Annotated in this window: 16 protein-coding genes; 7 read left to right on the forward strand and 9 right to left on the reverse strand. The window is 31.0% G+C overall.

The window, feature by feature from the left end; translation table 11 throughout:
- Nucleotides 1-18: 18 nt before the first annotated feature.
- The 5 genes from ACOQN8_RS08440 to ACOQN8_RS08460 all read right to left on the reverse strand — a co-directional run bounded on the left by ACOQN8_RS08440 (nucleotide 19) and on the right by ACOQN8_RS08460 (nucleotide 4,413).
- Nucleotides 19-1,377 carry a TlpA family protein disulfide reductase gene (locus ACOQN8_RS08440; protein WP_420552343.1) on the reverse strand — a complete coding sequence of 453 codons (1,359 nt, stop codon included), beginning with the start codon at nucleotides 1,375-1,377 and terminating at the stop codon, nucleotides 19-21.
- 55 nt (nucleotides 1,378-1,432) lie between these two features.
- Nucleotides 1,433-2,257 (reverse strand): alpha/beta hydrolase, encoded by an 825-nt coding sequence (locus ACOQN8_RS08445; protein ID WP_420552344.1) that lies wholly within the window; start codon nucleotides 2,255-2,257, stop codon nucleotides 1,433-1,435.
- 3 nt (nucleotides 2,258-2,260) lie between these two features.
- The gene (locus tag ACOQN8_RS08450) at nucleotides 2,261-2,494 is read right to left on the reverse strand and encodes a hypothetical protein (protein ID WP_272151319.1); all 234 of its coding nucleotides are present in this window, start codon (nucleotides 2,492-2,494) and stop codon (nucleotides 2,261-2,263) included.
- A gap of 62 nt (nucleotides 2,495-2,556) precedes the next feature.
- The gene (locus tag ACOQN8_RS08455) at nucleotides 2,557-3,069 is read right to left on the reverse strand and encodes a hypothetical protein (RefSeq protein ID WP_420552345.1); all 513 of its coding nucleotides are present in this window, start codon (nucleotides 3,067-3,069) and stop codon (nucleotides 2,557-2,559) included.
- 24 nt (nucleotides 3,070-3,093) lie between these two features.
- The gene (locus tag ACOQN8_RS08460; protein WP_420552346.1) at nucleotides 3,094-4,413 is read right to left on the reverse strand and encodes an anthranilate synthase component I family protein; all 1,320 of its coding nucleotides are present in this window, start codon (nucleotides 4,411-4,413) and stop codon (nucleotides 3,094-3,096) included.
- Nucleotides 4,414-4,489: 76 nt separating this feature from the next.
- Between ACOQN8_RS08460 and ACOQN8_RS08465 the strand changes: the two genes are divergently transcribed.
- From ACOQN8_RS08465 to ACOQN8_RS08495, 7 genes are all read left to right on the forward strand, one after another.
- Nucleotides 4,490-5,593, forward strand: a complete 1,104-nt coding sequence (locus ACOQN8_RS08465) for a DUF2891 domain-containing protein (RefSeq protein ID WP_420552347.1) — start codon at nucleotides 4,490-4,492, stop codon at nucleotides 5,591-5,593.
- The gene (locus ACOQN8_RS08470; protein ID WP_150901115.1) at nucleotides 5,586-6,812 is read left to right on the forward strand and encodes an Nramp family divalent metal transporter; all 1,227 of its coding nucleotides are present in this window, start codon (nucleotides 5,586-5,588) and stop codon (nucleotides 6,810-6,812) included. Before ACOQN8_RS08465 ends, ACOQN8_RS08470 begins: the two co-directional genes overlap by 8 nt.
- The gene (pxpA, locus tag ACOQN8_RS08475) at nucleotides 6,802-7,542 is read left to right on the forward strand and encodes a 5-oxoprolinase subunit PxpA (RefSeq protein WP_420552348.1); all 741 of its coding nucleotides are present in this window, start codon (nucleotides 6,802-6,804) and stop codon (nucleotides 7,540-7,542) included. The genes ACOQN8_RS08470 and pxpA overlap by 11 nt, the downstream gene beginning before the upstream one ends.
- Nucleotides 7,535-8,254 carry a 5-oxoprolinase subunit PxpB gene (pxpB, locus tag ACOQN8_RS08480; protein ID WP_420552349.1) on the forward strand — a complete coding sequence of 240 codons (720 nt, stop codon included), beginning with the start codon at nucleotides 7,535-7,537 and terminating at the stop codon, nucleotides 8,252-8,254. Before pxpA ends, pxpB begins: the two co-directional genes overlap by 8 nt.
- Entirely contained in the window at nucleotides 8,247-9,092 is an 846-nt protein-coding gene (locus ACOQN8_RS08485) for a 5-oxoprolinase subunit C family protein (protein ID WP_420552350.1), read from the forward strand. The genes pxpB and ACOQN8_RS08485 overlap by 8 nt, the downstream gene beginning before the upstream one ends.
- A 57-nt stretch (nucleotides 9,093-9,149) precedes the next feature.
- On the forward strand, nucleotides 9,150-10,118 hold the full coding sequence (locus ACOQN8_RS08490) for a hypothetical protein (protein WP_420552351.1): 969 nt from the start codon (nucleotides 9,150-9,152) through the stop codon (nucleotides 10,116-10,118).
- A 112-nt stretch (nucleotides 10,119-10,230) separates the two neighbouring features.
- Nucleotides 10,231-10,935: a hypothetical protein gene (locus tag ACOQN8_RS08495; RefSeq protein ID WP_420552352.1), complete on the forward strand. Its 705-nt coding sequence runs from the start codon at nucleotides 10,231-10,233 to the stop codon at nucleotides 10,933-10,935.
- Between the two features lie 77 nt (nucleotides 10,936-11,012).
- On the opposite strand, the gene ACOQN8_RS08500 is transcribed toward ACOQN8_RS08495, so the two are convergent.
- The 4 genes from ACOQN8_RS08500 to ACOQN8_RS08515 all read right to left on the reverse strand — a co-directional run bounded on the left by ACOQN8_RS08500 (nucleotide 11,013) and on the right by ACOQN8_RS08515 (nucleotide 17,688).
- The gene (locus ACOQN8_RS08500; RefSeq protein ID WP_420552353.1) at nucleotides 11,013-13,379 is read right to left on the reverse strand and encodes a sodium-translocating pyrophosphatase; all 2,367 of its coding nucleotides are present in this window, start codon (nucleotides 13,377-13,379) and stop codon (nucleotides 11,013-11,015) included.
- 114 nt (nucleotides 13,380-13,493) lie between these two features.
- Nucleotides 13,494-14,021 carry an inorganic diphosphatase gene (locus ACOQN8_RS08505; protein ID WP_150901109.1) on the reverse strand — a complete coding sequence of 176 codons (528 nt, stop codon included), beginning with the start codon at nucleotides 14,019-14,021 and terminating at the stop codon, nucleotides 13,494-13,496.
- A 101-nt stretch (nucleotides 14,022-14,122) separates the two neighbouring features.
- The gene (locus ACOQN8_RS08510; RefSeq protein ID WP_420552354.1) at nucleotides 14,123-16,627 is read right to left on the reverse strand and encodes a DUF5686 family protein; all 2,505 of its coding nucleotides are present in this window, start codon (nucleotides 16,625-16,627) and stop codon (nucleotides 14,123-14,125) included.
- A 77-nt stretch (nucleotides 16,628-16,704) separates the two neighbouring features.
- Complete coding sequence (locus ACOQN8_RS08515; protein WP_150901107.1) at nucleotides 16,705-17,688, reverse strand: pyruvate dehydrogenase complex E1 component subunit beta; 984 nt, start codon at nucleotides 17,686-17,688, stop codon at nucleotides 16,705-16,707.
- Between the last annotated feature and the right edge of the window lie 59 nt (nucleotides 17,689-17,747).

The raw sequence follows: 17,747 nt of genomic DNA on the forward strand, positions 1-17,747 counted from the left end.
GGCTTTGTGTTTATTACTTTAAATTTTTAATTCATCAAATAAATCAATTAAAGCTTTATTCGATGGCCTAGGAGCACTAGCACTAACAATTTTTCCTTCTGGGTTAATTAATATAAAACGAGGAATACCGTTAATACCATAGTCTTTAATAAATTTAGAGTTCCAGTCTTTATCAGCAAATAATTGAACACCACCCAGTTCTTTATCTTTAATCATTTGTTCCCAAAGACCATGGTCTTTTTTAGGATCTATTGAAATACTAACAAACTCAATGTTTTTATCGTGGTATTGTTTTTCGACTTTTTTTAATGATGGTATTTCAGCTTTACATGGTCCACACCAAGTAGCCCAAACATCAATATATACATATTTACCTCTAAAGTCTTTTAATGAAGATGTACCACCAGCATAGTTTTCAAAGTTCTCAAATGCAGGAGAATCTGAACCACGGCCAAGTTTTTTGATTAATTCATATTTTTGAGTTAATCCTTTTTTGAAATCTTCATCAGTTGAAAGTTGCATAATGGCATTGTAAATTCCTTCTGGTTTTGGATTTTCAAAAGAAACTTCATAAGCTACACTTTTTAATAATCCGTTTTTAATAACTTCACTTTTTACCTTTTTAATAAAATCAACAGCAGCCTTGTCAAAAGCAACACTATCTTTTTTTACAGCTTCATCAACTTTAGCATAAAAATTTCTTCCTACTAAATTTTTGTAAGCAGAGAATGTTTTATAATGTTCTTCATTATCATAATTTAAATCCTTCGCTAAATCAGGAAAATCTTTAGATGCTTTAAAATCTTTATTTTTGGTGAAATAAGCATGTGCACGCTCATATTGTTTTGCAGTCATAATACGATCATAGTTAATGCTTGTTTTTTCCAATTCAACAAAGTCTTTGTCTAAATTGTCAGTAAAAGAATTTAGCAATTCGGTTTTTTGATTATCTAATTTCTTTAAAAATTCTGATTCTTCTGAAGAAAATAAATCTTTAGTGTCTTGCTTTTCTTTGATTAAGTATTTTTGAGCTAAAAAGTTATTTTCATTACTACCTTCACCTTTATAAGTAATGGTTTCATCAAATTCCTTAGCGTCCATATTTAGGGTAATATCATACCCGTCTTGCAAATAAATAGTAGAACTTTCTTTTCCGTCAGAAAACCTAAAGTACCCATTAGCATCAAAAATAGTATCAGAAAAAGTTCCAGCCTCAGAAACATCTATTTCTTTTACTTTTTTGTTTTCGCTATTTATAATAGCTAATAAACCACTGTTTGGATTTTCAATTTTACCAGAAAACAAAACGTAGTTCTTTTTTTCTTGTTTACATGAAATAATAGTTAAAACTATTACTAGTAATAGTAATCTTCTCATAGTTACTGTTTGTATTAAAGTTTACGCAATATAATACTTTAGATAACAAGTTTATTTACTTCGTTTTTGAATTTAACCAATTTACAATATCATTAAGCATTTCTTCTGCACATAAATCATTGTGTAATTCATGATAACCTCCTTGATAAAGTTTTAAAGTAGTGTTGTCGGTATTATTAGCAAATGCTTCGGTTCCTTTATAATCAATAATCTTATCATCAGTTCCATGTAATAGAAGCATTGGAGTTTTTAAAGAGGCAGCATTTTTTATAGCCCAATCTGCTGAATCGAAGAAGGATAATGAAAAGTTTGGACTTATTTTATCGTGTACCAATGGATCATTTACATATTTATCTACTTCTTCTTGAATACGTGAAATATGAGAAGTTTCTAGTTCACTAGGTAAAGTAATAGAAGGAGCAATTTTTTGCATTAATTTTCCAATAGATAATTTCCAAGCTGGAGGTTGAAATGCTAATTTTAGCATTGGACTGGTTGCTATAGTTCCTACTAATTCATGTTCATTACGAAGTGTATAATTAATTACAGTATTTCCACCCATAGAATGTCCATATAAAAACATTGGTTTGTTTCCAAAAACGTTTTTTGCTTGTTCTATTAATTTAGAAACACTTTCTAAAACAGTATCAAAACTAGGATTATGACCACGTTTACCAGTAGTTTTACCATGTCCAAAATGATCAAAAGCAATAACTCCAAAATTATTATCCGTAAGTTTTTTAGCAACATGTTGATAACGACCAGAGTGTTCTCCCATTCCATGAACTAGAATTACCACAGCTTTTACAGTTTCGGGCTGCCAATATTGACCAAAAAAAGTTGTTTTATGATAATTAAAATTGAATTCTTTATGCGTCATAATCTATTGTTTTTTTAACCAAACTCTGATTTCTTTTTTTAAAGAAACCTCAGGTTTAGGCAAGGGAATAGTTTTACCAAATTGTTTACTTCTTTTAAATTTAGAAAATGCAATTTTATGTTGCTTCCATGCTTCTGGATATAACTCTAAAAATTTATTAAAAAAGCTTTGCTCATTAACTATTCCTTCTATATTTGAAAGTACTTGTGTGAATTTTTCTTCTTGATCTATAATCATTATTCAGTAAATATAAATAAACTACCTCTTAATTTTGCTTCTGAAGTTTCAATAGAGATTATTTATTCTCTAGTGATATCTCCTTTGTCTGAAATTTTAAAATAAAGAGTAGAAGGGTTATCAGAAACATATTCTGTTAACATAATTCTGTTTTTATCAATTTTTGAAGTTGTCTTTAAGATACCATCAGCAATTTCATCATAAGCCAAAACTTGACTGTTAATTACAGTAAAGTCTTTATCGTAGTTTACTAACATTGAAATAACTTCATTGTTATTTGGGTAGAAATAGAAAACAACTGATTGAAAATTATCTGATATTTTAGGTAAGTATGAAATTCCAATTTTAGCTTTTTCATTATTTAATTGATCTTCAAAAATCGAAGGTAATTTTAATAATTTTTGCTCTTCTTTATTTAAAAGTTTTCCTTCTACATGATTATCAAAGTTGGTGCTATCAATTAAAGGTAATTGTTTTACAGGGTATTCACTTACAAAAGAATACTTGTTGGTTTTACAGGCCATTCCACCAATTAATAGAGCTATAAGTGTTAAGGTTTTAAAAATGTTTTTCATAGGGATAAATATAATTAAGTTTAATTAGTTGTTTAATAGCACATATTTCATGGCTTTAGCTTTTAAAAGACATTCTTCATATTCTTTTTCTGGAGTAGACTTGGCGGTAATGGCTCCACCTACTGAATAAGAAACGTATTTTTCGTCACTATTGTATAAAATACTTCTGATTACTACATTAAAATCAAAATTTCCATCAGGAGTAAAGTAACCTACTGTACCAGAATATAGTCCGCGTTTAGTTTCCTCTAATTCTTCAATAATTTTCATTGCTGAAATTTTAGGAGCTCCTGTCATACTACCCATAGGGAATGTGTCTTTTATTACATCTACAGGATGTGTAGTAACTGCTACTTCCGAAGTTACAGTAGAAATCATTTGATGCACTTGTTTAAAAGAATATACTTTGCATAATTCTTCTACCTGAACACTTCCTTTTATAGCAGTTCTAGATAGGTCGTTTCTAACTAAGTCAACAATCATAATATTTTCCGAACGCTCTTTTTCATCACGAGCTAAGTCGAAAGCAATTTTTTTATCTTCAATTTGACTAATTAAACGCTTTGCAGTTCCTTTTATAGGTTGAGAAATAATTTTAGTTTCTTCTTTTTTAATATACCTTTCAGGAGTAGCAGATAAAAGGTGTAAATTCTCATGCTTGAAAAAAGTAGCAAAAGGAGGTTCGGAAATCTCATTTAAATGTGTGTAAACTTCGTAAGGGTTTATGATTGTATTTTCAGCATAAAATTCTTGACAAAAGTTAGCCTCATAAATATCACCTCTATGAATGTGTTCTAAAACTTTAGTAACTTTTTCGTGGTATTCGTCCTTATGAATTCGAAGTTTAATTTTAATATCACTTTCTTCAGGTGAATTATTTTCTTGGACTCTATTATAAATAGGAATAGCCTCGATAATTTCTTCAAAATCCTCTTCTAGTTCATCATCAATCATTTGTAAATAATGGAATTCAACGATATTTCCTTTGATGAAAATTAGTTTTTGAGGCTGAAAAAAATATAAATCAGGAAAATGAAGTCCATCAAAATTATTAGAACTCAGTTTTTCTGTATCGTTTTTAACATCGTAACTGATATACCCGAAAATATAATCTTTGGTATAAGATTGGTATTCTTTTAATTTATCAAAGGCATTATGGTAATCTGTTTTTATAGAAGTAAATTCATCAACAGCAATCGCACAATCAAAAGAAGAATATTTTTGTTCGTAATTATTTGAATCTAGCCAAATAGCAGTTTCAAATTGTTGCATCCATGAAAATATTTTTTGCTTAAATATTTTTGGATCTTCTATTTTAAAATTACGTTGAGTTCTTTTAGACATCGTACAAAAATAAGAATACGAAAATACTTTTGTTTTCTTTTTCCTACTTTTATAAAAATCTAATTAATTAAACAGAATGAAAAAAACAGTATTCTTTTTTTTACTTGTTTCTATAATAGCATGTAATACGCCAGAAAAGAAAAAGAAAGTAGCGGAAATAAAAAAAGAGCCAGTACCAACTTTAAATTTAGAGCAAGCTAAACGGTTAGTTTCATTACCAATAAATTGTATTGAAGTAGAGTATCCTAATAAATTAAACCAGGTAATAGGTGATTCGTTAGATTTACAATCACCAAAAGAATTACATCCAGCATTTTATGGTTGTTTCGATTGGCACTCTTCTGTACATGGGCATTGGAGTTTAGTTTCTTTATTAAAACAATTTCCAAATCTTGATAATTCTGCAGAAATAGAGCAAAAACTACTGAATAATATTTCAAAAGTAAACATAGAAAAAGAAGTAGCTTATTTTCATGGAAAGCATAATAAAAGTTATGAACGAACTTATGGATGGGCTTGGTTGTTAAAGTTAGCTGAAGAATTACATACATGGGATAGTCCAACTGCTAGACAACTAGAAGAAAACTTACAACCATTAACAGATTTAATTGTAGAGAAATATTTTGATTTTTTACCAAAATTAAAATATCCAATTAGAGTAGGAGAACATACCAATACAGCTTTCGGATTAACCTTTGCGTGGGATTATGCAAAAACAGTAGGGAATTCTAAGTTGCAAGATTTAATAAAAAAACGAGCAAGAGACTTTTATTTAAAAGATGCGCATTGTCCGTTATCATGGGAGCCTAGTGGTTACGATTTCTTATCGCCTTGTTTACAAGAAGCAGCAATTATGAAACGTATTATGTCACCAGCCGAATTTAGATTATGGTTTGCCGATTTTCTTCCACAATTAAAAGATAAGAGTTTTACATTCCCAGTAGGAGAAGTGTCTGATAGAAAAGATGGGAAGCTAGTCCATTTAGATGGAGTAAACTTTTCAAGAGCTTGGGCATTAAATAGAATTATTAAAGGAATGCCAAATTATAAGCATTTAAAAAATATAGCTAATCAGCATATAAACTATTCGTTACCAAATATTGTAGGCGATAGTTATGAAGGAGGTCATTGGTTAGGAAGTTTTGCTATTTATGCATTAAACTCTATTGATAATGATTAAAAAACTATTTCAAAATATAGGTCCTGGAACTTTAGTAGCAGCAGCTTTTATTGGTCCAGGAACTGTAACATTGTGTACACTCGCAGGAGTTAATTTTGGAATGAATTTATTATGGGCAATGTTATTGTCCATTATCGCTACCATTGTATTACAAGAAATGGCAGCAAGGTTGGGGATAATTTCTCAAAAAGGATTATCGGAAGTAATTAGAGAAGAAATAAAATCGCCTTTTTTTAAACAATTTATTACGGTTTTAATACTGTCTGCTATTGTTGTTGGGAATGCATCTTACGAAGCTGGAAATATAAGTGGTGGAATTTTAGGTTTAGAAACCGTATTTGGTAGTTGGTTATTTTCTTTTGGTGGTTTTACGGTAAATGTAATGAGTTTAATCATTGGAATCATTGCTTTTATTCTTTTATACATAGGAAATTATAAGTTTTTAGAACGAGCTTTGGTTACTTTGGTTATTTTAATGAGTGTTTCTTTTTTAATAACAGCAATTGTAACAAAGCCAAACTTTTTAGAGATTATAAAAGGCATGTTGATTCCTAAATTCCCAGAGAAAAGTTTGTTAACCATAATAGGGCTAATAGGAACTACGGTAGTGCCATATAATTTGTTTTTACATGCTTCTTTAGTAAAAGAAAAATGGAAAACTTCGGAAGATTTATCGTTTGCTAAAAAAGATACAATAGTTTCTATTGTGTTGGGAGGATTGGTTTCTATGGCAATTATAATTTCAGCAGCAGCTATCAATTCATCAGAAATAAATAATGCAGCCGATTTAGCTAAAGGATTAGAACCATTATACGGAAGTTTTTCTAAATACTTTTTAGCATTAGGATTGTTTGCAGCTGGAATTACATCGGCAATAACAGCACCTTTAGCAGCGGCCTATGTAGCAAAAGGATGTTTAGGATGGAAAGAAGGATTAAAATCTAAAAAGTTTAGAGCAGTTTGGATGTTTATTTTATTGATAGGAGTAGTGTTTTCTTCTATAGGAATAAAACCAATTGAAATTATCAAGTTTGCACAAATAGCCAATGGAATGCTCCTGCCAATTATAGCAGGAATTCTATTGTGGATTATGAATAAAAAATCATTACTAGGAAAGTATAGTAATACAAAAACTCAAAATATTATTGGGTTTTTAATTTTAGGAATTAGTATATTCTTAGGACTAAAAAGTATTTTAAAGGTATTTAATGTATTCTAAATTATCTATAGATATTAATTGTGATGTAGGTGAAGGTATTGGAAACGAAGCAATTTTGATGCCTTATATATCTTCCTGCAATATTGCATGTGGAGCTCATGCTGGTAGTGTAAAAATTATAGATCATGTAATAAGTCTAGCGAAAAATAACAAAGTGAAAATTGGAGCACATCCTTCATTTCCAGACAGAGAAAACTTTGGAAGAGTTGTGTTAGATATTTCAGAAAAAGAACTTCAGTACAGTATAGAAAATCAAATTAATTTATTGAAAGAAAGGGCTGCGTTACAAGGAGAAAAACTACACCATATAAAACCACATGGTGCTTTGTATAATTTAATAGCTAAGAGTAGAGGAGTGGCGCAATTGGTTATAAAAGCAATACAAAATACAAGTCCAGAAGTATATTTATATGTTCCGTATAATTCAGTAATAGCAGAAGAAGCTTTAAAAAATAATTTGCAAATACAATACGAAGCTTTTGCTGATAGAAACTATAATGGAGACTTAACATTGGTGTCGAGAAGTCAAGAGAATGCTATGATTACTGATAGAGAAGCAGTGTTTTTGCATATACAAAGGATGATTGTAGACAAAAAAGTAGCTACAATTACAGGAGTTAAGGAAATACTAGCGGATACCATTTGTGTGCATGGAGATACAGGAAATGCGGTAGAATTAGTGAAGTATATTCATACAAAGCTTACAGAAAATAATATCAACGTTGTTTAAAAAGCCAACATATACGTTTTTTGGAGAACGAACCATTTTAATAGAATGGACTGCAGTAATATCAGAAGAGATTATTCGAGATATTACATGGTTTGAGCAGCTTGTAAATTCGGAAAAATCAGAACTGATAGAAGATAGCATTATAGGCTATCATTCGTTAATGCTTGTTTATAAGGAAGAGCCTAAAAAACAAGAAATAACATCACTACAAGAATTATATGAAGATAGTAGTGCAATTGTAGAAGAGTCAAACTATTTATGGGAAATACCAGTATGTTATGAGTCACAGTTTGGAATAGATTTACAAGAACTAGCAAAAAACTTACAGTTAACACCAGAAGAGCTTGTACAAAAGCATAGTGCAACTCAGTATAGTGTATATTTTATAGGTTTCTTACCAGGCTTTTTATATTTAGGAGGTTTAGAAAAGTGTTTGCATTTTCCTAGAAAAGCCACACCTAGATTAAAAGTAGCCAAAGGGTCGGTGGCAATAGGAGGAAGTCAAACAGGGATTTATCCGCAGGAGAGTGCAGGAGGATGGAATATTATAGGGCAAACTCCAATATCATTGTTTGATATTACAAAAGAAACACCATGTTTTGCAAAGTCAGGAGACAAAATTCAGTTTGTACCAATAATACTCTCAGAATACGAAAAGATAGTAGGGCAAAAGGAAAAATATCAATTAACAAAAACACTGTTAGATGATTAAAGTATTAGCTTCTGGAATTTATAGTTCTATACAAGATGACGGTAGAAAAGGATATCGGAAAATTGGAGTACCAGTTTCTGGAGTAATGGATGCTTATTCGGCACAATTAGCTAATCATTTATTACATAATAACGAAGATGCAGCGCTTATAGAAGTTACTTTTGGAGGTTGTAAACTAGAATTTTTAACAGATACTTTTATTTGTATTACAGGAGCTGATTTTTCTCCTAAGTTAAATGATGCATCTATTAAACTAAACTCAGTACAAAGAGTTACAAAAGGAACAATATTATCTTTTGGAAAAAGAAACTATGGGGTGCGAACGTATATAGGAGTCTTGGGAGGGTTAAAAACAGCACAGTTTCTTAATAGCCGAAGTTTTTATAAAGGAATTACTCCAGATTTTATGTTGAAAAAAGGAGCAGTTCTACCAATAAAAACTGTAAGAAATCAATTGCAAAGAAGTTTTGCTAAGGTTAAAGTACCATCAAACCATTTTATTTCTGAAAAGGTTTCATGCTTTAAAGGTCCAGAATTTAATATGCTTTCTTCTGAACAAATAAAATTACTTCAAGAAAGTCTATTTACCATTTCATCAGATAATAGTCGTATGGGGTATCGACTTAATGAGGTTGTTCCCAACAATTTTGATTCGATGTTAACTTCAGGAGTATTGCCAGGTACAGTACAATTAACGCCTTCTGGGAAATTGATTGTATTAATGCGAGATTGTCAGGTTACAGGAGGCTATCCTCGTATATTACAACTTTCAGAAAACGCGATTAATATACTTGCTCAAAAAACTACGGGAGATCAATTGAGGTTTGTTGTTGAGTAAACTTTATTGAGATGATTTTAGTTTTTATATTTTTGAGGTGCTATAAATAAAGTTGTAATGAAAAATAAATTATATTTTCTCATCATTGTTTTTCTATTGTTAATTGGTTTAGTTTCGTGTAATCAAAGTAATGAATTGAAAGAAGTTCAAATACTTTTTAAGCCTTCATTTCTTTTTTCAACGAAGTTTACGGTTGATGTTAAAGAAAGTTTGATTAAACAATATACATATCAAGATAAATATAGTAGTAGAGAATGGGTTGATTCAGTTTCTTATAAAGTAAATGTTAAGGATACTCTGATTATTCATTATAAAAGAAGTTTTCATGTTGATAGTATTGTTTTAAATAAGTTTTTAAATGAGTTAAAAGCAAGTCGGTTAGATTCAACAGCAAGACATAAAGCTTCTATTTTAGATGGTATACACTATAAGATTAGTAAAATTTATGCATCAAAAGATATTATTTCGTTGACAAGTAATCTTATTCGTAGAAATGAAAAATCACAATTAGAGTATAAATTATTAGATGCTTTTTTTGAATTAGCCTATAAATCAATAAACGATAATAAAGGGATTTCAGGTTTAGAAAATATTCAAGATTATTTTTATTACGGTTTACCAATAAGAAAGGTAGGAGATAATCCTTTTGAATATAGGGTTTGGGGAACAATTTCTGGATGTAGAGAAGATAATGAAGATTTTATTAAATTTTTAAACAGTTTGCCACTTGACAAACCAGTAATTTTTGATTTAAGAAATGGAAGTATTGCTTACTGTTTAAGTGAAGTATTAGAGGAGTTTAGCAAAAAAAGATTGTTGTTTTTTTATGGTGATAAAGATGCAATTAAATCGAAGAGGATTATAGAAGAGATAGAGATTGCAGAAAAAAAAGGAGAAGTACTATCTGAATTAAGAAAACAAGCTTATGAAACCCATAAAGAGATTTATGAATATTGGAAGAAAAACAAAAAGCTAAACTCTTATTTAACTAAAGAAGAATTGTTACGCTTTATTATTGACAAATAGTTTAAGATATAAATATGTTATGAAAAAAATAAAAACAATAGTAGTACTGATTCTTATATTAACTTTTAATTACTCCTTTTCTCAAAAGACTAAAATTATTAAAGAGTGGGTAATGAAAGATACATTATTTATTTCTCAAGTAACTAAAGCTTATAACACTTCGACCAAAAAATTATTTGAAGTATTAGAAGTAGATGATGATGAATTAGAAAAATTAGGATATGATTATTACTTAAGAACTGGAAGTAATGGAAAAGGATATATATCTTTTGAATATAAGATTCTTTACTTTAAAAATAAGATTATAGCTTATGAATTGTTAGTAAATATTCCTAGTGAGTCACGAAAAACAAAGAATTTATATAAAGAAAAATTATCAAAGCTATTTGATATTAATGATAATTTTAAAGTTAAGCCAATAAAGCTAGGGATTGAAAAAGCGTTTAAATCACTAAAATCTAAAATGGATATACCTATAGAGATTGAAAAAATAATGAGTCCTTTTGTAGGAATAACTTATGGAGGTTATTGTGGTTTTGCCGGTAGGTTGCTGCCAAATAGAGAGATTTTTAATAAGGTGATAAATGCTTCTAATTGCCAATTTTTATTGTACAGCATTAATCCTGCTTCAAGGATAATGGCTGTAGAGTACTTTTATTGTAATCGTTCAAGTTTTAACTCAGCTCAAATTATAGAGATTGAAAAAAGAATAATTGAAATAGAAAAACAAGTGCCATTAACTAGAACTTGTTCTGGGTGTATATATGGTAAGGATTTGACTAAAGAAATAGTGAAAAAACTGAAGAAATGTGAGTAAAATACTAAGTTATTGTAAATAAAAAAACCTCACAGTAAAATAACTGTGAGGTTTTTTTATTTATATAGTGTGAAAAACTATTCTTTCTTTTCAGTTTTTTCTTCTACTTTTTTAGTGTCAACAGTGGTTTCTTTATTAGAAGTTTCTTCTACTTTCTGTTTTACTTTTTTAAAAGAACTTTTAATAGCTTCTTCATTGCTTTCAGTTGATGTAATCATTGCAGTTTCACCTTCAGTAGATTTCATTTCTACTTTGATTTCTTTTTTAACTTCGTTAGTAGCATGAGAATCTGAAGTATGTCCGCCTAAAATAGGCGCAATTACCAATCCAACTAAACAAGTAAGCTTAATTAAAATATTCATAGAAGGCCCAGAAGTATCTTTAAAAGGATCACCTACCGTATCTCCAGTAACAGCAGCTTTGTGTGCATCAGAACCTTTGTATGTCATTTCTCCGTTAATTTCAACACCAGCTTCGAATGATTTTTTAGCATTGTCCCAAGCACCTCCGGCATTGTTTTGGAAAATAGCCCACATTACGCCAGATACACAAACTCCAGCCATATAACCACCTAATGGTTCAGCTCCAAAAACAACTCCAATAATAATTGGTGTAATAATGGTAATTAATCCTGGTAAAATCATTTCTTTTAAGGCTGCTTTTGTAGAAATATCTACACATTTAGCATATTCAGGAGTTCCAGTTCCTTCCATAATACCTGGAATTTCTCTAAACTGACGACGTACCTCATGTACCATTTCCATAGCAGCTTTTCCCACTGATTGCATTGCTAATGCTGAGAATATTACAGGAATCATTCCTCCAACAAATAGCATAGCTAATACATCGGCTTTAAAAATGTTAATTCCATCAATACCAGTAAAAGTTACATAGGCAGCAAATAAAGCTAAGGCAGTTAAGGCAGCAGAAGCAATTGCAAAACCTTTTCCAACGGCTGCTGTGGTATTTCCAACAGAATCTAATATATCAGTACGCTCACGTACGTGTTCTTCTAATTCGCTCATTTCAGCAACCCCACCAGCATTATCGGCAATAGGTCCAAATGCATCAATTGCTAATTGCATTGCAGTAGTTGCCATCATTGCAGAAGCAGCTAAAGCCACACCATAAAACCCAGCAAAGAAATAGGAACCATAAATAGCAGCTGCAAATAAAATAACCGATAAGAAAGTAGATTTCATTCCTACAGCTAAACCAGCAATAATATTTGTTCCAGCACCGGTAGCACTATTTTGTACAATATCTAACACCGGTTTTTTACCTAAACTAGTATAGTGTGAAGTAACCATAGAAATTAAAGCTCCTACAGCTAATCCTATACAAGCAGCCCAGAATACATTCATTGACGAAACGTCTCTTAAACCTTCTCCAAAGAAGTTCATTTGCATTGTTTCTGGTAACATCCATTTGATTAAAAAGAAACTAGCAGCTAACGTGATTAAAATCGAAGCCCAGTTTCCTGTGTCTAGTGCTTTCTGAACTTCTGCTTCTTTTGCAGTATTATCTTTAATTCCAACTAAGAAAGTTCCAATAATAGATGCTACCACACCAACACCTGCTATAACCAATGGTAATAGTATAGGTCCCATATTGTTAAAATCATCAGTAAATGGAGTTGAGGTAGACATGTCTCTAATAACATAATTACCTAATACCATTGCTGCTAAAACGGTAGCAACATACGAACCAAATAAGTCGGCACCCATTCCGGCAACATCACCTACATTATCACCTACATTATCTGCAATAGTTGCAGGGTTACGTGGATCATCTTCAGGAATACCTGCTTCTACTTTTCCTACTAAATCAGCACCAACATCGGCAGCTTTGGTATAAATACCTCCACCAACACGTGCAAATAAAGCAATAGATTCAGCACCAAGAGAAAAACCAGCTAAGGCTTCTAAAACAATGGTCATTTCATTGTAAAAGTTTCCTCCTGTAGTTAAAAACTGTCCAATAAATATTAAAAAGAATAAACTTAATCCTAAAACAGCCAATCCAGCTACACCAAGTCCCATTACAGTTCCACCTCCAAAAGATACTTTTAAGGCTTGTGGTAAACTTGTTTTAGCAGCTTCAGCAGTTCTAGCATTGGCATCGGTTGCAATACGCATTCCAATGTTTCCTGCTAAGGCAGAAAATATAGCTCCTATAATAAAAGCGGGAACAATCATGATACTTGTGGTATCGACTAATTGAGAAATTCCGAACAGTGCCGCGGAGGCAATAATTACAAAAATTAGTAGTAGTCGATATTCGGCGGCTAAAAAAGCAAGAGCTCCTTCTTTAATACTTTTGGAAATGGATTTCATCTTGTCATTTCCTGCATCTTGTTTTTTTACCCAGACCATTTTTATGTACATAAAAATAAGCCCTAAAATTGCCAAGGCTATTGGCAAATAGATCATGTTTTGTTTCATGTTTAGTAATTTGATTAGTTATAAGTGTTGTAAATATAACAAAATCAGCGACTAAACAAAAAACCTCTCAGGTGCTTCTGAGAGGTTTTTTATAAATTTTATTGAAAACTTTTATTAAATAGTGAAGTTTCCGTTAGCTTTATGCTCGCTGTTTTCGTAGCGCTCAAGACATTTGTCTAAGATTTCATAAGCCTCATCAGCATTACCCCAATCACCAATATCAACTTTCTTTTTTTCTAAGTCTTTATAAACTTGGAAGAAGTGAGTGATTTCTTTTTGACGGTGTGGATTTAAGTCTGAAATATCATTGTAGTTATTCCAAATTGGATCAGAAACAGGTACACAAACTATCTTCTCATCTGGACCTTTTTCATCAGCCATGTGAAAAACACCAATAGGTTTAACTTCCATTACACACATAGGAAAAGTTGGCTCAGCACCTAAAACTAATACGTCTAACGGATCTCCATCTAAAGCTAAAGTTTGTGGAATGAAACCGTAATCTCCAGGGTACATCATTGATGAAAATAACATTCTATCAAAGCGGATTTTCCCTAAATCAAAATCATATTCGTATTTATTTCTACTTCCTTTTGGAATTTCAATTAAAACATCTACTGTCTTTCTTTCTTTTGCAGTCATATATCTTGCTTTTCTTCGTTTCTAAAATCGGACAGCAAAAGTACTAATTAATTACCATTTTTAAAGGGTAAGTTGCTGTTATTTTATGGTTAAAAGAATGATTATAAGCCAGGTCTAATTCCAATACGAATTGCAAACTTTGGAGTTGGTGCAATTGTAGAGCCTGCAGGTAAAGCATAATCAGACCTCCAAATAGCGTCAACTCTTAAGAAACGAAGGTTTCCATATCCAATATTTTCAATACCAAATCCGTATTCGTAATACAGTTTTTCAGGTGTATTATAACTAATATCTGATCGGTTTATAGCTCTGTTAGCATCAGATATGGTTCCATAGGCAGCTCTAAAAGTAACTAAACTTCTTAGTTTTAATTTCTTGATTAAAGGAATTCTGTTTAAAATGAATCCGTTAAAGTGATGTTCTAAGTGCGTAGCTGTATAGGTGTCTGTTACAAAATCATAAAAGTTTAACAAACTGAATGTGTTTCTAACCAAAGAAAAAGATTGGTTGGCAGGAATTGGATTCAATAAACTTAAAGGTACAGTTCCAAAAGTTTTACCGGCTTCAAATGTGGCGTCTAATACTCCAAATTTCCCAAGTAATAATGGTTGGTTGTATTGGAATTGAAGTTTATGATAGTTGTGAGTTCCATTTAAGATTCCGCTATGTCCTTTTTTATAATTTAATATTAATCTTGGGTAAATGTTTCTTCCAAAACGTCTTTCTACACCATAACCATACACAAATCTTCCAGGAGTATAGGATACATATATATCTGAAGAAACATCTACAACTCTATCTCTTAAAACTCCATTTTCATCTAAATAATCAATAGAGAATAAACTTGGGGCAGCAGAAACGATATTAGATCTTGTTAAATTAAAACCTACATGAAGGTTGTTTTTAATTTGAAAATCAACATTAACAGCTACTTTTTTAACTCTTGAAAGAAAACGGTTGTTACCACGTGTAAATAGGGCAGAGGTACCAAAACTATTTCCTAAAAGTTGAGTAGTGTTAAAAAGTACACTTCCTAATTGCTCAATATCATCTTGATAAGCTATACCACCAGCTATTCTAGGTTTGTAAGATAAAAGATAACGAGCCTCGGCACCGTACTTAAACTTTTTGTCTTTAAAACCATAAGCAACATGACCGTTCAATCTAAATCTATCGTCTTTAGTTTTAAATGTTCTAAAACCAATACGAGTTCTAAATCCTTCTATTTCGTTTTTAGCAAAAGCGGTCCAGAAAGGTCCAAATTGTACTCCGAACTTAGTATTTATATATCCACTAGCTACGGTATTAATAACTCCCGTTAGGTTTTTAATTTGTTTTTTCTCTTTAACTTTTTCTATAAGTTGATATGTCGATTTAGTTTCTTGAGAATCGGTTGAAGCCCAATAAGTACTATCTTTTTCAAACTGATCTGGTCTAATTTTTACAACTTCCTCTTTGTAAAAATTCTTAGCCAAAGGTTTGTCTAACACATAATCTTTAAATGTAATAGTCTTTTTTATAGTTAAACCCTTATTAGTTTCACTCTTATCTATAAAAGTGAAATCACCATCATAAGCGTTTTTGGTAGGTAAGTAAATAGAATCGTTTTGAACTTCGAATTCTTTATCAAATGAAAGTCCTCTAACAAAGTTTAAGTTAATTTCTTTACGAACTTTCATTTTTATTCTTTTGATAGAGAAGTTTTTATCTGCTACCCAAAAGTTTCCTTCAAAAGCTAAATCACCTTCTCTAATAGGAAAGAAGTAAATGTTGTAAAGCTTTTTATCGTTTTTGGTAATGCTATCGTATAACACATAGTCGTATGTAGCAAAACCATCCGTAGATAATGGACTTACAAAAGATCTTTGTAGTAAGGTAATGTTGTTGTTAAATACATCAATATTTTGAAAAGTATTCGACATTCTATCAAAAACAAATCCTTGTGCACCTAACCCTTCAGATTTCTCTGCTTCAATATCATTTCTAACTTCTTTAGTAATATTGTTACCATATACATTAGAAACCTCTTCGTTTATATATATAGGAATATAATAGTTAACACCATCATCATCATATTTAACTTCTTCAATAGCTTGATCATATTCTTTTTTAAATATTCTCTTTAAAAAAGTTGTGTCCAAGTTGTTTATTCCTATTTCAATAGCTTTATGCTTTTTGTATTGATAATAGTCAACTAAATCTAAACCATTCTTTCTTTTTCGTTTCCAAATTTCTTGTAAAATTCGGTAAGCAGGATTTTCTTTCTTTTTCAGCCTTTTCTTAGGTCTTGTAACTACAACAACTTCATCTAGTTGATTGCTTTCTTCTTTTAGTACAATATTTAAAAACCTCGTTTTTTCACTTACACTAAATGTTTGCGTTTGAAACCCAAGAAAAGAGACTTCTACAGTACCTCTATACTTTTTTGTTTTTAAAAAGAATCTACCATCGTCATCTGTGGTGGTTCCATAGATTGTATTTTTCATAACTACATTTACAAAAGGTAGTGGATTGTTGAATTCATCAACAACTTTACCTTTTAATGTAAGTTGAGAGTATAACACGCTGGTTATGAATACTAATAGTATTGTAAGTCTTAGTCTCATTTTTTTTTATTACTATAAAATCCTTTTGACATGGGTCAAAAGGATTTTAATTTCTTTTCAATTTCTTTTTTCTTTTCTTATTTGTTAAGGTACATAACGTCCTTAACAGCTTTTACAACATCCTTAGCATTAGGTAACCACTCTTCTAATAATACTGGAGAATATGGTGCTGGCGTATCAGCTGTTGTGATTCTTTTGATAGGAGCATCTAAATAATCAAATGCCTCATCTTGTATTCTAAAAGTAATTTCTGAAGAAACACTTCCAAATGGCCAAGCTTCTTCTAAGATTACTAATCTATTTGTTTTCTTAACAGATTCTAAAATTGCGTTATGATCCATTGGACGAACTGTACGTAAGTCGATAATTTCAACAGAAATACCTTCTTTCGCTAATTCTTCAGCAGCTTTGTAAGCTTCTTTAATAATTTTTCCAAAAGAAACTACAGTTACATCTGTTCCTTCTCTTTTAATGTCAGCAACACCAATTGGGATGATGTATTCTCCTTCTGGAATTTCCATCTTGTCACCATACATTTGCTCAGACTCCATAAAAATTACTGGATCGTCATCACGAATAGCTGCTTTTAATAATCCTTTAGCGTCATATGGGTTAGAAGGTACAATTACTTTTAATCCAGGACAGTTAGCATACCAGCTCTCAAAAGCTTGTGAGTGTGTAGCTGCTAATTGACCAGCAGAAGCAGTAGGACCTCTAAATACGATAGGACAATTAAATTGACCACCACTCATTTGACGAATCTTAGCTGCATTATTAATAATTTGATCGATACCAACTAAAGAGAAGTTAAAGGTCATGTACTCAACGATTGGACGATTTCCATTCATTGCTGAACCAACTGCAATACCACCGAAACCTAATTCAGCAATTGGAGTATCAATTACTCTCTTATCACCAAATTCATCTAACATTCCTTTAGAAGCCTTATAAGCTCCATTATATTCAGCTACTTCCTCACCCATTAAGTAAATGCTTTCATCTCTGCGCATTTCCTCACTCATAGCTTCGCAAATAGCTTCTCTAAATTGTACTGTTTTCATACGTTTTATAAGTAGTTGTTTATCAAGAGTGCAAAAATAGTAAAAATAGAACTAAAAAA

This window comes from Tenacibaculum aiptasiae (genome assembly GCF_965221665.1).
Taxonomy (GTDB): domain Bacteria; phylum Bacteroidota; class Bacteroidia; order Flavobacteriales; family Flavobacteriaceae; genus Polaribacter; species Polaribacter aiptasiae.

Coding starts and splice junctions, on each gene's coding strand:
- ACOQN8_RS08465 (WP_420552347.1), top strand. CDS start 4,490: ATGAAAAAAACAGTATTCTTTTTTTTACTTGTTTCTATAATAGCATGT.
- ACOQN8_RS08515 (WP_150901107.1), bottom strand. CDS start 17,688: ATGAAAACAGTACAATTTAGAGAAGCTATTTGCGAAGCTATGAGTGAG.
- ACOQN8_RS08510 (WP_420552354.1), bottom strand. CDS start 16,627: ATGAGACTAAGACTTACAATACTATTAGTATTCATAACCAGCGTGTTA.
- ACOQN8_RS08485 (WP_420552350.1), top strand. CDS start 8,247: ATGATTAAAGTATTAGCTTCTGGAATTTATAGTTCTATACAAGATGAC.
- pxpA (WP_420552348.1), top strand. CDS start 6,802: ATGTATTCTAAATTATCTATAGATATTAATTGTGATGTAGGTGAAGGT.
- ACOQN8_RS08455 (WP_420552345.1), bottom strand. CDS start 3,069: ATGAAAAACATTTTTAAAACCTTAACACTTATAGCTCTATTAATTGGT.
- ACOQN8_RS08460 (WP_420552346.1), bottom strand. CDS start 4,413: ATGTCTAAAAGAACTCAACGTAATTTTAAAATAGAAGATCCAAAAATA.
- ACOQN8_RS08440 (WP_420552343.1), bottom strand. CDS start 1,377: ATGAGAAGATTACTATTACTAGTAATAGTTTTAACTATTATTTCATGT.
- ACOQN8_RS08505 (WP_150901109.1), bottom strand. CDS start 14,021: ATGACTGCAAAAGAAAGAAAGACAGTAGATGTTTTAATTGAAATTCCA.
- ACOQN8_RS08445 (WP_420552344.1), bottom strand. CDS start 2,257: ATGACGCATAAAGAATTCAATTTTAATTATCATAAAACAACTTTTTTT.
- ACOQN8_RS08450 (WP_272151319.1), bottom strand. CDS start 2,494: ATGATTATAGATCAAGAAGAAAAATTCACACAAGTACTTTCAAATATA.
- ACOQN8_RS08470 (WP_150901115.1), top strand. CDS start 5,586: ATGATTAAAAAACTATTTCAAAATATAGGTCCTGGAACTTTAGTAGCA.
- ACOQN8_RS08490 (WP_420552351.1), top strand. CDS start 9,150: ATGAAAAATAAATTATATTTTCTCATCATTGTTTTTCTATTGTTAATT.
- ACOQN8_RS08500 (WP_420552353.1), bottom strand. CDS start 13,379: ATGAAACAAAACATGATCTATTTGCCAATAGCCTTGGCAATTTTAGGG.
- ACOQN8_RS08495 (WP_420552352.1), top strand. CDS start 10,231: ATGAAAGATACATTATTTATTTCTCAAGTAACTAAAGCTTATAACACT.